Raw genomic sequence first — 13491 nt, forward strand, 5'->3', positions numbered from 1 at the left:
GCTTAATGCCTCTTTTTGTACCACCTAATCGCCTTTTGCTCAATTTCCCGTACCAGTGCTTCCTTCCCCTTTATGTATGCCTCAATGTCAAAGGGGTATTGTTTCGCTAACTCCATTTTTAATACTCCATATTGTTTTGCTTCTTCGCCGTTTAATCTTAAATAATCACGAAATGCAAGATGCCGGGTGATATCAGGATTCCCTTTTTCGTAGATATGGACATGATGGGTCCGCTGATTGCCACCCTTCTGAAAATACCGCCGGCCTGGCAGTCCGTTTTCTCCGCGGGGTTCATACCCCAGTGAAATCATTTCCGCATTGAAGCGATCAACCATCTCAATATCATTTACTATAGGCATGATATCGATGACCGGCTTTGCTGCCAGACCTGGAATGGACGTGCTGCCTATATGGTGGATGTCCAGAATCTCTCTTTTAAAAATCGTCTTGAGGAGTGCTGCCCCGCTTTTAAATAAGTATGGCCAATCGGGATTATATGGAGTAACTGCCACTTTCCTTGTCATGTTTCCTCCTCATTTGAAAACTTTTATTTTAGCCTCATCAAACAGGCCCATAAAAAATCTTCTCCAAATAGATTACTAGGCTGCTGAATCTCTTTCATTCTTCTAAACTCCATGAAATTAAAATCATTCTGAAAGATCGCTTTCAAGCGTTCTTCAGTATACCCGATGCCTCCCTTTAAGCTGCCGCTGTGATATACCTCCCAGTCCGGAGTAGGAAGCGCGCCATCAGTATTAAAGCAAACAAGTCCGAACTTTCCGCCGGGCTTCAGTGCAGCTTTGATTATGTCCAAATATGTCAGCCTTCTATGTGGGGGAAGATGATGAAACATGCCGCTGTCATAAATAAAATCATAGGTGTGAGGTTCAAAATGGAAATCAAAAAGAGATACACATTTATAATTTATATCGGCTTGTGCTTCTTTTGCTCTTTCAGCGGCCCATTTGATCGCCTTTTCGGAAAAATCAATGGCATCCACTTGCGCTCCATTCTTCGCCAGAAAAATGGCATTCCTCCCTGGACCGCAGCCAATCTCAAGGGTTTTTTCCGGCCGCAAGCCATTTTGAACATACTCATCCAGGTTTTCATCTGGCCCCTTCGCTATGAAAAATGGAATCTCTTTGTCCCGGTCTTCATAAAAATTTTCCCAGAAGGCTTTTGGTTCTCTTAACAATCCATCCAGCATTTCTAATATATCATCGTAATATAAAATAGCTTTCTCCATGGCAATGCCCCCCTTTCCTTTATTTTACTAATACCCTCATAATCAAGGATTACAGCTCCATTAAAAATAGATTATTTAAGCAAAAGCAAGCTGCTGATCCTTCATTATTTTTCCAGTTAGAGACCCTATAAGGGGGTATTTTCAAATCAAATAGTCTAATAAATACTAAAGTCTTTTAACATTAGAAAATGCTCGGATACGCTCATTATACATATTTGGCAATCTTCACCCTTTCCTATTTCGTCATATTCGTAACATTTATGAAACATTTTCTTCTTAAAACTTGTCCTTCATTTAGACTAGCTCACATATAATGACTGACAAGAAGGTATAGGAGGTACATAATGTTTATTTTTCTTGATAAAGCGATTCTTGGTATGGCGATTCTGCGGCTTATTTCTGGAAGCATTGAAATTTTTGTTGCACTATTAATTATAAAAATGAATGATATCGAAAAAGCACTGGTTGTGAATAGTTCACTTGCCCTGATTGGACCGCCTGTGCTTCTGCTGACGACAGTGATTGGGTTGACTGGAATGGCCGATAAAGTTTCACTAAGCAAGATATTATGGGTGCTTTGCGGAGTTGGCTGCATTCTTTATGGGGTAAAAGGCAACTAATCCAATAAGAAAAAGAGCTGTACGGACAGCTCTACTTCTGATGTTTCAGCAATTCGGAAACCGTGGTCATATGGTAATCCTGCTCTTTTAATGAAGAAATAATGGTCTTAACAGACTTCAAAGACTCTTCCCGGCTTTCATACATGACATGAAGAAGAATGATGGAGCCTGGTTCTATATTCTCAGTTACATGCTCGGTTATTTTGTTGGCATCTCCTTCTATTTCCGGATGACTTTCAGGCTCAATGTTCCATAAGATCGTCTTACGCTCCTGTTTAGATAAGTAGTAAGGCAGAAAAAATAGTTTTTTTCCGTATGGAGGCCGAAAATGAATTTCTCCCTCATAACCTGTCTGCCTGATCAAATCATCTGTTTTCTCAATTTCATCTTTAATAAAAGAGGGGGTTTTTAGAACCATTCGTGTATGAGAATATGAATGATTGCCAATTTCATGCCCTTCTCCCGCAATCCTTTTGGCATCGTCCATATGCTGCTCAATCTCTTGCCCAGTCAGGTAGAAAGTGGCTTTAATTTCTTCTTCCCGCAGAATATCCAATATTTCCTCGGTGTTGACGCCCGGACCATCATCAAATGTTAATGCCACCACTTTTTCCTCTGTTTCTGCTTTACTTACAAGGCCGCCGAAAAACTGAAAGCTCCTTGACTTGGAAATTTCAAACAGCAAAAAGCAAATTCCCAAAATCAGAATTATAGAAATGCTGATTTTTAGCAGTTTTTTCATAATTCCTCCTGAAAGCTATAGTATCAGGGTAATTATAATTTCTATATAATAAAAAAACCAGCCCCCGATTGGAAACTGGTTTGATAATATAAGTATGGAGCCGCTTTTGCCGTAACTGTTATAAGAAAGTTTTAAACCACCACTCCTCAAAGTGGGTGTCCGCAGAAACATTCCTGCATGTCCTCCTTGTCATATAGACAGAGGCTTGTCATTCCTGTTCCGATGTTAAACTCCCTATTTCAGCTTAAAGGTTAAAACTTTAGTATGATTACGTACAATGCAGCTTGTTTTATTATAATAAAATAATTAAGTAACGATTTCAATAGAAATGTTTTCCTATTGATATAACATTATCAACTGGGAACGTATATTTTTCTAGGAAGACTTCTTATCTTCGCCAAAACCTGGTGGTGCAGCCTTCCTGGCAAGAACACCTCCATCATAAAACTTGCCGTACTGTCTTAAAATATTTTTCACCTCATCAACGGAAGGGATTGTCTCATTTGCAGAGTATGTAAGATAGTAGTTTTTAGTGTTTTTCCGATGGATGATCCACGTGAAAAATTTCATCGCAAAAGCATGTGTATTGTGATTTCGGAAGTTCGGCATCTGCTTTCCGTTCCATACGGTCATTGTCTGCCCATTCCCCTTCCATTTCTTTAGTTCCCCATTTAGTTCGGCATAGATTAGACCGGGTGCTTTTTTCATCTGATTCATTACCAATAATGTCAGCACCTGATTAATAAACAATTGAATGAGATTTAATCCTTCCCCTCTTGTCAGGGAGATAAATGCCTGTTCAGGCAGCACTTCCGGCTTATCGCCCCAAACCAGCGTATTCGATCCGTCCATTTCCTTTATCGGTGTCCATTTTTTTTGCTCCATTACCTTCCCTCCTGTTTTGGTAAAAAATACCCAGATATATAAGTGTTCTCCAAAAGGAAGAATATTCCTTCAGAAAAAAGAACGGAGGCTAAAGGAGGCCTCCAAATGGAATTATCGATACGTGAGATCGGTTATTTCAAGAAACTGAACAGTGGCTTGATCCCTGTCAATCCGGACTTTGAGTTCTAAATGATCCAGCTGGTAGGTTAACTCTTCACACTTGGCTGATTCGTAACAAGTTACAGTTTTTGTCTTGTTAGCATCACCGTACATTTTTACTACTTCGTTCTTGTTAAAGGGAAGTGCGGGAAACATACGCGGGCTTAAATATTCTGGATATACAGCAAGACTGCCTATTGTACCATCCTTCATATTTAAGGTTACCCTTAGCCCGGCTCCATCACCCTGATAGTAGAGGCTTTTAATATTCAGCTGGGTTTCAGTCTTTTTTGGTTTGCCCATTCTGGATATTATCTCTTCATAGGCATCTCCTGGCTTTAAGCCAAAAATATGAAGCTCTTTTTTGGAAAGAATGAAGGCATCTTTAATTCCTGCCTTTTTGACTGCCTCTAGTTGCTTCACAGCATTCTTTTTGTCTTTATAGGCACCTGCCTGCACACGGTAATATGTTTTGCCATCAATGACAGCCGTGCTAATTGCTGCAGAGATCTCTTTTTTCTTTAATAGTGCTGCCCGCTTTTCCGCATTCTCTTTTTTGCTGAAAGAACCGGCAATAATCTTATGATATCCACCTTCCTCCCCGGATAGAATGAGTCGCTGCCCCGGATAGATTGTCGTACCTGCTAAATGATTCAGCTCCGTAATCTGCGCCACACTCATATGATGCTTCTTAGCCAGGGAATATAGTGTATCCCCTTTTTTCACCACAGCTATTTCTTTATCTCCGCCGTGGTCCGCCAAAACTGCCCCTCCTGAAAAAATTACTGCCAGAGAAATGACTCCTGCTGCAATTGCCTGTTTAATTTTCTTCATTATTTTCACCTCACTATATATGACGAAGGGAAATAATGGATGTCGCAGTGGGACGAGCCTATTTTGGAAATTGGGCAGCATCAGTGGTTATAGATTAACTCCGTGGGTCAGAATAACTACCATTTTCCCTGAGACAGCTCTTTTTTCGTCTTTATTCACTCCGATTAACTACCATTTTCTCTTTTGCTGCACTCTTTTCGTCTTTATTCATTCGGATTAACCACCTTTTTTTCTAAGGCAGCTCTCTTTTCGTCTTTATTCATCCAGATTAACTACCATTTTTCCTAAGGTAGCTCTCTTTTCGTCTTTATTCACTCCGATTAACTACCATTTTTCTTAAGGTAGCTCTCTTTTCGTCTTTATTCACTCCGATTAACTACCATTTTTCTTAAGGCAGCTCTCTTTTCGTCTTTATTCTCTCCGATTAACTACCATTTTCTCTTTTGCTGCACTCTTTTCGTCGTTATTCATTCGGATTAACTACCATTTTTCTTAAGGCAGCTCTCTTTTCGTCTTTATTCACTCCGATTAACTACCATTTCATTGAATCATATTCAATTTGGTCGTTAATCGCCATCTCCTCTCAAAATCACCCCTTAAAACACAGAAAAGAGATGGCCCAAAGCCATCTCTCTCCCCTTTATGCTGGTGCATCAATTTCATCTTCAGCAATGTGTTTTTCGTTATATTCCACGTCTTTGCGTGCATTGTAGCGGTCAGCTTTTTCAAGGGTAACCGTGATGTTGTAGTCAGGGATACCAGCGAATTTTTCGTAGCGGCCTCTTGGCAATAGGAAGTTTCCTTCCGGGAAGTGGACTTCGACGTTGCCGCGGGCGATGTCGACGAATTTGGCTCTTCCCTGGAATACACCGAAGCCATTGTAAAGGACGATCCCTTCACCCTCTGCAATGCTTAAATCCTTTCCATCTTCTGCGTTCATTAGTACATCATATCGTCCGGCACCATTCAGCGGGTCCACCTCTTTATAGACCATGGAATTAAACTGCTTCCCGCGGCGTGACGTTACAATGAATTGCCCTTCTTTCTTTCCAAGGTAGGGAATGTCCACAGTAATAAGTGTGCCTTTTCCGTCCGGAGTCGGGCAGATGCCGTCCTCACATAACCATGCGCCTCCCCACTGGAAGACATCACCTGCTTTTTTCAGGTGCTGGATGCCATCATAACTAGGGTTAGCCTCTGCAATTTCGTCACGTATTTCCTGTGCATTTTTAAATTCAACGAGATGAGCAGTTTCAGGCTTTACACGTTTGGCAAGATCAATGTAGATTTTCCACTCCTCCCGTGCCTCTTCAATTTTATTCTTATTCCCTTCAATTTCCGGGCTGAAGTACACCATCCGTTCTGTTGAGGTGGAAGTACCGCCGCCCTCCTGCTCATATCTGGTTTTAGCCGGGAGCACGATAACCGCTTCATTCGCATCAACCAGTGTAGACGTATTTAAAATAATATCCTGGTGAACGCGAATATCCAGTTCAGAAAGTGCTTTTTCGATAAAATCAGGATCTGGCATTGTCTCAAGGAAGTTACCGCCTGAAAGATAGTAAAGCTTGATTTTCCGTTCATGGTCTTCTGGGAGCAGGATATTCTCCAGTGTTACCCCGACAATATCACCCTGCCATTTCTCAAGCTCGAAGCCCCAAAGATTTTGAATGCGGGTAAAATTGTCACCGTAAAAGTCACCGCCAGGCAATACGAATGGATCTGCACCCATTTCACCACTTCCCTGCACAGATGAATGGCCGCGGAATGGCATAAGCCCATTATGCTTTCGGCCCAGATGACCGCGAAGCAGCGCAAGATTCGCAACCTGTGAAATGTTATCAGTCGCAAAAGAATGCATGGTAAGGCCAAGAGCCCAGGCATAGACGGCATTTTTGCTGTTCGCAAGCAGTTCCGCAAGCTCAATGATACGCTCTTTGCTTACACCAGAAGATTTAATAATCTCTTCCCAAGACTGCTCTTTCACTTTCTTTTTCAAATCTTCGTATCCATTTACATGTTCGTTCACAAATTTATGATTGATGGCAGAACCGCGCTCCGCTTTCTCCATTTCAAACCAGTGTTTCATGATCCCATGCATAAAGGCAATGTCTCCGCCGATATTTACCTGATAAAAATCATCTGCGATTTTTGTGCCGAACAAAGCAGATTCAGGATTTGACGGAATCCAGTATTTGTCCATCGCCGGCTCTTTATATGGATTGACGACGATAATTTTTGTGCCGTTCTTCTTCGCTTCAAGCATGTATTTGGATGATACAGGCGAGCTGTTTGATGCCACGCTGCCCCAGAATAACAGGACATCCGTTCCGATCCAGTCAAGGTAGTTGGCTGTGGAAGCCCCTACTCCAATGGAACGCTTTAAAGCGGTTTTAGAAGGCGAATGGCAAATGCGGCTCGCATTATCAATGTGATTCGTTCCCAGGAAGCGGGCAACTTTGCCGGCCACATAATAAGATTCATTCGTAATTCCGCGGCTAGTCAGGTAAAAAGCATATTGTTTTGGATCGAGCACCTTCATTTTTTCAGCAATCATATTCATGGCATCATCCCAGGTGATCCGGGAGAATTTGCGCTCTCCCTTTCTGCGGATCATCGGATAAGGAATGCGGCCCAATTTACGAAGCTCGGTGCTGTCATATTTGCGTAGCTCATCGATATCGGCATGCAGAATTTCCGGTTTGATCGCGCCGGCAGTATTCAAACGAAGGACATTTAACCTTGTTGTACATACGTGCGGCCCCTTTAGTGTCTGGTCATAAAGACCGGAAACGCCAAGGGCACATCCGTCACACACGCCTTTCGTTAAAATATTTGTGGCATACCCAATATTATCTTTGTTTTCCCATAGGATTTTTGCTGTATCCCTCATATGCTTCGGCTTTATTTTGCCAAGCCCAAATGGAATTGGGCTCACCCAATGCTTCGGATCCGGCATTGCCTTTTTATTCTGAGGTCCTGGATGTTTTGTTTTTCCCACCTGAAACACTCCCTTGATTTTTTCTATTTAATAGAGATCCTGAATCTCTTAATTTCCAATATTCAAATAGCCTTAATTATTGTATAAGGGTAAATGGATTAAATTTGCCCTTTTTCATAAAAAACCACCGCAAAAAGCCTCTATATGTTAGATGCTGATTTCTGCGGCGGTTAGTCTTTAGCAGGTTCGCTGCCAAGTGCCATACCATAAGAAAAGCGGAAGCGCCCTTGCTCAGACCCGACAGGCATAAGACGAATCACGCAGGAAATCCTGATTTCTGAAGTGATTTGGCTTATGACCCGAGGGGCTAGGCGCTGGAGCTAGACACTATCTATCTTGAATGCTGTTTATATTAAATTTAACTTGCCATACGCTCATTTGCTTCATTTTGCTTGCGCAATCTTTTTATATCAAAACGGATCAGGATAGACACAATAAGTGCCACCACAAAAAGTCCTGCAAAGCTTGTAAGACTTGAAGCATAGCTTCCTGTTGAATCCTTCATCCACGCTGCAAACATTGGGCCTGCAAGTCCTGCGGCAGCCCATGCTGTAAGAATGTAGCCGTGAATGGCGCCAAGCTGCTTTGTTCCGAAAACGTCACCGATAAATGCCGGGATGGATGAGAATCCGCCACCATACATGGTGTACACAATTGCCAGCATAATCTGGAAAAGAATGGCTTCTTTTGTTATCGGCAGCAGCAGGAATAGGGCGATCTGTGATACGAAGAAAATCGTATACGTGTTCGGGCGGCCAATATAGTCAGAAATGGATGCCCATGCAAGACGGCCAAGTCCATTAAAGATGCCGAGTACGCCGACAAGCGTGGCTGCTTCTGCCGTTGTCAGGCCTATGCTTTCCTGTGCCAGCGGCTTTGCAGCTGACAAAATCGCAATTCCGCATGTTACATTAATGAACAGCATAATCCATAAATAATAGAATCGGGATGTCTTTACTGCTTCATTCGCCGTTAACTGTGCCAAATCCTGTTTGATTTTGATTTTTCCGGCTGCAGCTTTTTCTTTCATGCCTTCAGGTGCCCAATCTACAGGCGGTCTTTCTAAATATAAAGATGATAATGTCATGATGATTAAGTAAGCTGCACCTAAAATAAAGAACGTGTTTGCAGTACCAACAGATTTAATCAGTCCATCCATAACCGGGCTCGCTACCGCTGCAGCGAAGCCAAATCCCATTATGGCTAGGCCGGTTGCGAATCCGCGGCGGTCCGGGAACCATTTTACCAGTGTGGATACCGGTGCAATATAACCGACTCCCAAACCAATTCCCCCAAGTACACCGTAGGTTATGTACAAAAATGGCAAGGAACCCATATTTACTGCCAAACCGGCTCCAAGCATGCCGGCTCCAAAGAATCCTGCTGCCAGAAGACCAGCTTTTTTTGGTCCATGCTTTTCAACAAAGTGGCCAAGGAATGCCGCTGACAACCCTAAAAATAGAATCGCCAAACTGAAGGTCAACTGTACCTCCTTTGATGTCCAGCCAAACTGCTCAATCAACGGATTGGTAAAGTTGCTCCAGGCGTAAACCGAACCGATTGAGATATGAATCCCTACGGCCGAGGCGGCAATCAGCCACCGATTTTTTGTCTTTTTCACTCTTTTTCCCCCTCGTAATGCTCGTATCCTGATTATTAAAGCGGTTACAGGATTGTTTCTTGAAACAAAAAAACCGCCAATCTCTCCGGCATCCCCAAATTTGGGTATGCTGAAGCAGGATTGACGGTTAGTATCAAGCAGGATTCGCTGCTTAAAGGACCAACTGTTAATCATTATAGAATCTGATGACATTTTAACCGACGACAGGTTCGCTATCTCAAATCAAAATGTGACAGATTTTTGAACTATTAAAAATCATATCACTTTGAAATAACATGTTCAAGCCCTTTTTAGCAATTTTTCACTATGGCAGTGTTGGTTTATTCATAAGAAAAGCGGAAGCGCCTTGACCACCCCCGACACCTCGAGGGGGTAGGCTGCTTGCGCTAGACAGTTATCTAACTTCAAAATTTATACATTTTTATCTTTCACAAAAGAAGACCGGAAATGATCACCGGAGTCCTTTCAATTTATCTCCCTTTTTTCACTTCATGCAGCAAATCAGGATGGTTTGTGAACATGCCGGTTACTCCCCAGTTTATCAGCTGCTTCATCCTTTCCTTGTCATTGACAGTATACGGATGCAGTTCAAGGCCGCTGTTCACAACCTTTTGAACATATCCCTCATTTAAATACGTATGATTAGGACCGATGCCCATTGCGTACTGCTTGATTTCCTTAATCTCTGCATCAGTAATTTCTGCGTTCGCTTTATATGAGATTAATTGTACGAGTTTAATAGAGGGGTCCAATTCATTCATCACTTTAAGACTTTGAGGACTGAATGATTGGACTAGCAGTTTATTTTTATTAATATTATACTTATCAACCAGACGAAGCAGTTCTTTTTCCATGCCAGGGTAAACATCCGGTGATTTTGTTTCAATGTAGTAGCTGTTGTTTTTTCCAAATTTCTTGAAAACCTCTTCAAGTGTCGGCATCTTTAAGTCCTCGTATTCCACTTTTGATGCATACGGGTACTTTTCGTTAAACCAGCTGCCTGCATCAAGCTGCTTAATTTCTTCTAATGTGTAATCCTTTACGGGCCCTGTTCCATTAGTCGTCCGGTCAAGCGTCACGTCATGCATCGCAATGAGATGTCCATCCTTTGTCATCTGCAAATCAATTTCAATATAATCCCCATGCATTTTCTCGCCCATGTCATATGAAGCGATTGTATGCTCAGGTGCATAAGCAGAAGCCCCGCGATGTGACACATTTACAATGTCCTTATGCATATCCTTTGCCAGCGCTGCACCTCCTCCAAACGCATTTAGCCCAATAACTGCCGCTCCAATAAGAGAAATCATTTTCTTCTTCAATGTCTTCGTCCCCTATCTATAATGGTTTACACCTTAAGAATAGTGACGAAATATTAACTCTGTTATAAATCTATGTAAAATCTGGAAGAATAATAGTTTACAGGAATATTAATACAAGCATTTCGAAATAGGCCTCATTTACCATAATGACTCCCTTGTAGAAACTTGTAATCTTTTTATAAGTTTTGTCGAATCTGTTTATTTGCAGTTTAATTTGTCGATAATAGAATATAGTATTTCATCCCCTGATTAGGAGCCGAATCAATGACCACAACTTCGACTACTATAAAAAAACTTCATCATGACATCGATGTCCTGCGCAAAAAGATGATTTCTGTTGGAAAAAGCAAGGGATTGTCACACCCTGAAACGCTCATGTACTCAGAGGAGCTCGATAAGCTCATTTATAGAGTGCAGCGCAGCAAATTCATCATTTAGAAAATCCCCGGTTATTACCTCAAAAGTAATAAATATTCCATAAAACGCACACTCTTATAAAAAGGAGTGTGTTTGTTTTATTATTGAGCGATTAAGTATGGAGGCGTTAAGGTTCCTCAGGAATAAAAGGGAGAAAATCAGCGGCATACTTAAGCATTATTATTGAGAAAAACAAAAAACATAGCCATAATGAGAGGATAACAACTACAAGGAAATGGAGATCTTATGAAGAAAAAATTCATGATTTTATTAGCAATCGTCCTTCTTGTTCTGACAGCCTGCGGTAAAGATCAGGCACAGGAAGCGATCACCTTAAAGGACCAAACCAGCAATGAAGTTACCTTCCCGCAGGACAAGCCAAGCGTTTTCTTCTTTATCACTACATACACCTGAGGACTCTGTCAGCAGCAACTGGTCGAGTTGCATCAGAATATGGATCAATTAGAAGGCATGGACGTCAACATGTACATCGTCAGCCACGATCAGCCCGAGCAGCAGCTTGAGCTGTATAATGCGCTTGAAGAAAAAATGGGGCACAGCCTCCCATTTGTGTCAGACCCTGAAATGAAGCTCATTGAACGGGCTGATATGAAAAATGGCGACTCCGCCTACAGAGGCTACGCTTTAATGGATACAAAAGGCAATATTGTGTTCAACAAGGTCAATGACCATTGGGGAGAAGAAATCGATAAAACCGCAGAAGACATAAAGAAAGAATATGAGGAGCTTTCCAAATAAAGACGAAAAAAAACACGCTTGAGAGCGTGTTCATGAATCCCTGTCTTTATCTGTGAACTGGAGCATGGCGATTACAAACATACCGAAACTGATCATCAAAGACAACACTTCAAAGGTACCCATTTATACATCGCCTCCTTATCTTCAGCCTTCCCGGAACCAAACTTGTCCTATACTCCGGATAAGTGCCCATTTGAAAATCCGTCCAAAAGGCCTAAAAAGAGTCAGCCACATTGCAATATTGCATGTGACTGGCTCTTTTTTTGTAGGAAACCTCTATTTTCTTGAGCATTACTTGAAAATTGCCCCATTTTTATGCGCAATTAATTCAGATTTATCTGCGCAAAGCTTGAATTTATATGCTATCCAAATTTATGTGCTGATAAGCGATTTTTACTTGCGCATAGCCAAATTTATGTGCGGATAAGCGATTTTTACTTGCGGATAGAAAAATTTATATGCGCTTAGCTCTTATACCGACCTTTCTTTTCAGAATGTCAGCGGGGATAATAAAAAAACAGTGCATTTTCATGCACTGTCAGCTCCCGCTCAACCATTTAAAGCAAAACGGTGTTTCCGTTTTGATCACTTTCTGCATGTATCGAATCCCCCTCATATGGGAGTTCTATCTCAATCTTCGTGCCTTCCCCAACTTTACTTTCGACTATTAAGCGGCCATTATGGTTTTCGATAATTTTATAGCAAATCATCAGTCCCAGACCGGTTCCTTTTTCCTTTGTCGTATAGAAAGGTTCTCCCAGACTTGAAATCCGGTCTTCTGATATGCCTACACCCTGATCGATGAATTGAACGGAAATGGTATTGTCCGTCTTTTTCAAGACTTTAATGTTTAACTGGCCTCCGCCTGGCATTGCTTCAATGGCATTCTTAATAATGTTAAGGAAAACTTGTTTCAGTTGATTCTTTTCACAATGAATCATTGGGGCATGAATATTATTTTCTACTGTTATTTCGACATTGTTTAAAATGGATTGGGTGCTGCTCAAAAGAATCACTTGGTTGATTAATTTAGTAAGGTCCTGTTTTTCGAAAATGTCTGCAGTCGGTTTTGCAAGCACTAAAAATTCGCCAACGATTCCATTTATGCGGTCCAGTTCTGAAAGTACAATGTCAAAGTATTCATCTTTCTGGCTATTTGACTTGAAGAGCTGGACAAACCCTTTGATAGAAGTAAGAGGGTTACGGATTTCATGTGCGATTCCGGCTGCCATCTGGCCGAGAAGTGCCAGTTTTTCTGATTTTTGCAGGAGCATTTCCTGTTCCTCTTTTTTATCAGAAATATCTGCTCCAATCGAGAGAACAGCCTCTTCCCCTTCAAATTCAACATAAAGTGATGAAACTTCAAAATACCTCCTGGTTCCATCAAAGCGTTTTACCTGATATTCTATATTGTTTAAAAGCTGCTTTTCTGCCTTAATGTATTGATATCTTTCCTGCAAACGGCCCATATAGTCCATTTCGATAAAGTCAAGAAGCGACCTGCCAATTAATGCACCTTGATCTGATGCCGATAACACGCTGACAGCAGCAGAGTTTGCATATAAAATTTCAAAGTCCTTATGTATGAGAACGGAAACCGGCAGTGATTCCAGAAGCAATTTGTAGCTCTTCTCGCTGGCCCGCGCTTTTTCTGCGTAGTACCTGCTTTTGTCAAACTGCCAGCCGACAAACCAGGCAATACATGTAAATAGAAAAAAATCAAAAGTAAAAAACGTTTCATGCGAGAAAATGGATTGATAAGAGGTAAATAAAACCGAAATAAGCACAAGTGAAATTTGACCTGTCCGTTTACTCATATAGTCCTCTTTTTTGTGTATTTTCTATTATTTTAGCATCAAATGTGAGGTTAACGGTATCATTTTCA

Annotated in this window: 14 protein-coding genes and 1 other RNA gene; 4 read left to right on the plus strand and 11 right to left on the minus strand. The window is 41.5% G+C overall.

The genetic code is table 11. From position 1 onward, the window contains the following. Window positions 1-2: 2 nt before the first annotated feature. Together IRB79_RS15020 and IRB79_RS15025 are read right to left on the minus strand one after the other, a co-directional pair. Entirely contained in the window at window positions 3-524 is a 522-nt protein-coding gene (locus IRB79_RS15020; RefSeq protein WP_243503271.1) for a GrpB family protein, read from the minus strand. Window positions 525-547: 23 nt separating this feature from the next. Beyond that, complete coding sequence (locus tag IRB79_RS15025) at window positions 548-1246, minus strand: class I SAM-dependent methyltransferase (RefSeq protein WP_243503272.1); 699 nt, start codon at window positions 1244-1246, stop codon at window positions 548-550. Window positions 1247-1590: 344 nt separating this feature from the next. On the opposite strand from IRB79_RS15025, the gene IRB79_RS15030 reads away from it, so the two are divergent. Further along, window positions 1591-1866, plus strand: a complete 276-nt coding sequence (locus tag IRB79_RS15030) for a YqhV family protein (RefSeq protein ID WP_009334318.1) — start codon at window positions 1591-1593, stop codon at window positions 1864-1866. A gap of 31 nt (window positions 1867-1897) precedes the next feature. On the opposite strand, the gene IRB79_RS15035 is transcribed toward IRB79_RS15030, so the two are convergent. From IRB79_RS15035 to IRB79_RS15065, 7 genes are all read right to left on the minus strand, one after another. Beyond that, window positions 1898-2608: a polysaccharide deacetylase family protein gene (locus tag IRB79_RS15035; protein ID WP_243503273.1), complete on the minus strand. Its 711-nt coding sequence runs from the start codon at window positions 2606-2608 to the stop codon at window positions 1898-1900. 93 nt (window positions 2609-2701) lie between these two features. Continuing rightward, window positions 2702-2897: non-coding RNA, 6S RNA (gene ssrS / locus IRB79_RS15040), on the minus strand. A gap of 86 nt (window positions 2898-2983) precedes the next feature. Beyond that, window positions 2984-3493 carry a hypothetical protein gene (locus IRB79_RS15045; protein ID WP_243503274.1) on the minus strand — a complete coding sequence of 170 codons (510 nt, stop codon included), beginning with the start codon at window positions 3491-3493 and terminating at the stop codon, window positions 2984-2986. A 111-nt stretch (window positions 3494-3604) separates the two neighbouring features. Then, window positions 3605-4486, minus strand: a complete 882-nt coding sequence (locus IRB79_RS15050) for a LysM peptidoglycan-binding domain-containing protein (RefSeq protein ID WP_243503275.1) — start codon at window positions 4484-4486, stop codon at window positions 3605-3607. A 640-nt stretch (window positions 4487-5126) separates the two neighbouring features. Next, on the minus strand, window positions 5127-7487 hold the full coding sequence (locus tag IRB79_RS15055) for an FdhF/YdeP family oxidoreductase (RefSeq protein ID WP_243503276.1): 2361 nt from the start codon (window positions 7485-7487) through the stop codon (window positions 5127-5129). A 358-nt stretch (window positions 7488-7845) separates the two neighbouring features. Beyond that, window positions 7846-9108: an L-lactate MFS transporter gene (locus IRB79_RS15060; RefSeq protein ID WP_243503277.1), complete on the minus strand. Its 1263-nt coding sequence runs from the start codon at window positions 9106-9108 to the stop codon at window positions 7846-7848. A gap of 470 nt (window positions 9109-9578) precedes the next feature. Then, on the minus strand, window positions 9579-10430 hold the full coding sequence (locus IRB79_RS15065; RefSeq protein WP_243503278.1) for a glycerophosphodiester phosphodiesterase: 852 nt from the start codon (window positions 10428-10430) through the stop codon (window positions 9579-9581). A gap of 264 nt (window positions 10431-10694) precedes the next feature. Between IRB79_RS15065 and IRB79_RS15070 the strand changes: the two genes are divergently transcribed. From IRB79_RS15070 to IRB79_RS15080, 3 genes are all read left to right on the plus strand, one after another. Then, on the plus strand, window positions 10695-10868 hold the full coding sequence (locus IRB79_RS15070; RefSeq protein WP_243503279.1) for an aspartyl-phosphate phosphatase Spo0E family protein: 174 nt from the start codon (window positions 10695-10697) through the stop codon (window positions 10866-10868). Between the two features lie 225 nt (window positions 10869-11093). Beyond that, window positions 11094-11261: a hypothetical protein gene (locus tag IRB79_RS15075; protein WP_166672420.1), complete on the plus strand. Its 168-nt coding sequence runs from the start codon at window positions 11094-11096 to the stop codon at window positions 11259-11261. 39 nt (window positions 11262-11300) lie between these two features. Further along, window positions 11301-11606 carry a hypothetical protein gene (locus IRB79_RS15080; RefSeq protein WP_243503280.1) on the plus strand — a complete coding sequence of 102 codons (306 nt, stop codon included), beginning with the start codon at window positions 11301-11303 and terminating at the stop codon, window positions 11604-11606. Window positions 11607-11636: 30 nt separating this feature from the next. Here IRB79_RS15080 and IRB79_RS15085 read toward each other — a convergent pair whose 3' ends face one another. Further along, window positions 11637-11729, minus strand: coding sequence for a putative holin-like toxin (locus IRB79_RS15085; protein WP_221879999.1), 93 nt, complete (start codon window positions 11727-11729; stop codon window positions 11637-11639). Window positions 11730-12163: 434 nt separating this feature from the next. Further along, the gene (locus tag IRB79_RS15090; protein WP_243503281.1) at window positions 12164-13423 is read right to left on the minus strand and encodes an ATP-binding protein; all 1260 of its coding nucleotides are present in this window, start codon (window positions 13421-13423) and stop codon (window positions 12164-12166) included. Window positions 13424-13491 lie beyond the last annotated feature (68 nt).

The sequence above is a fragment of the Cytobacillus oceanisediminis genome (genome assembly GCF_022811925.1).
In the GTDB taxonomy this organism is placed as follows: domain Bacteria; phylum Bacillota; class Bacilli; order Bacillales; family Cytobacillaceae; genus Cytobacillus; species Cytobacillus oceanisediminis_D.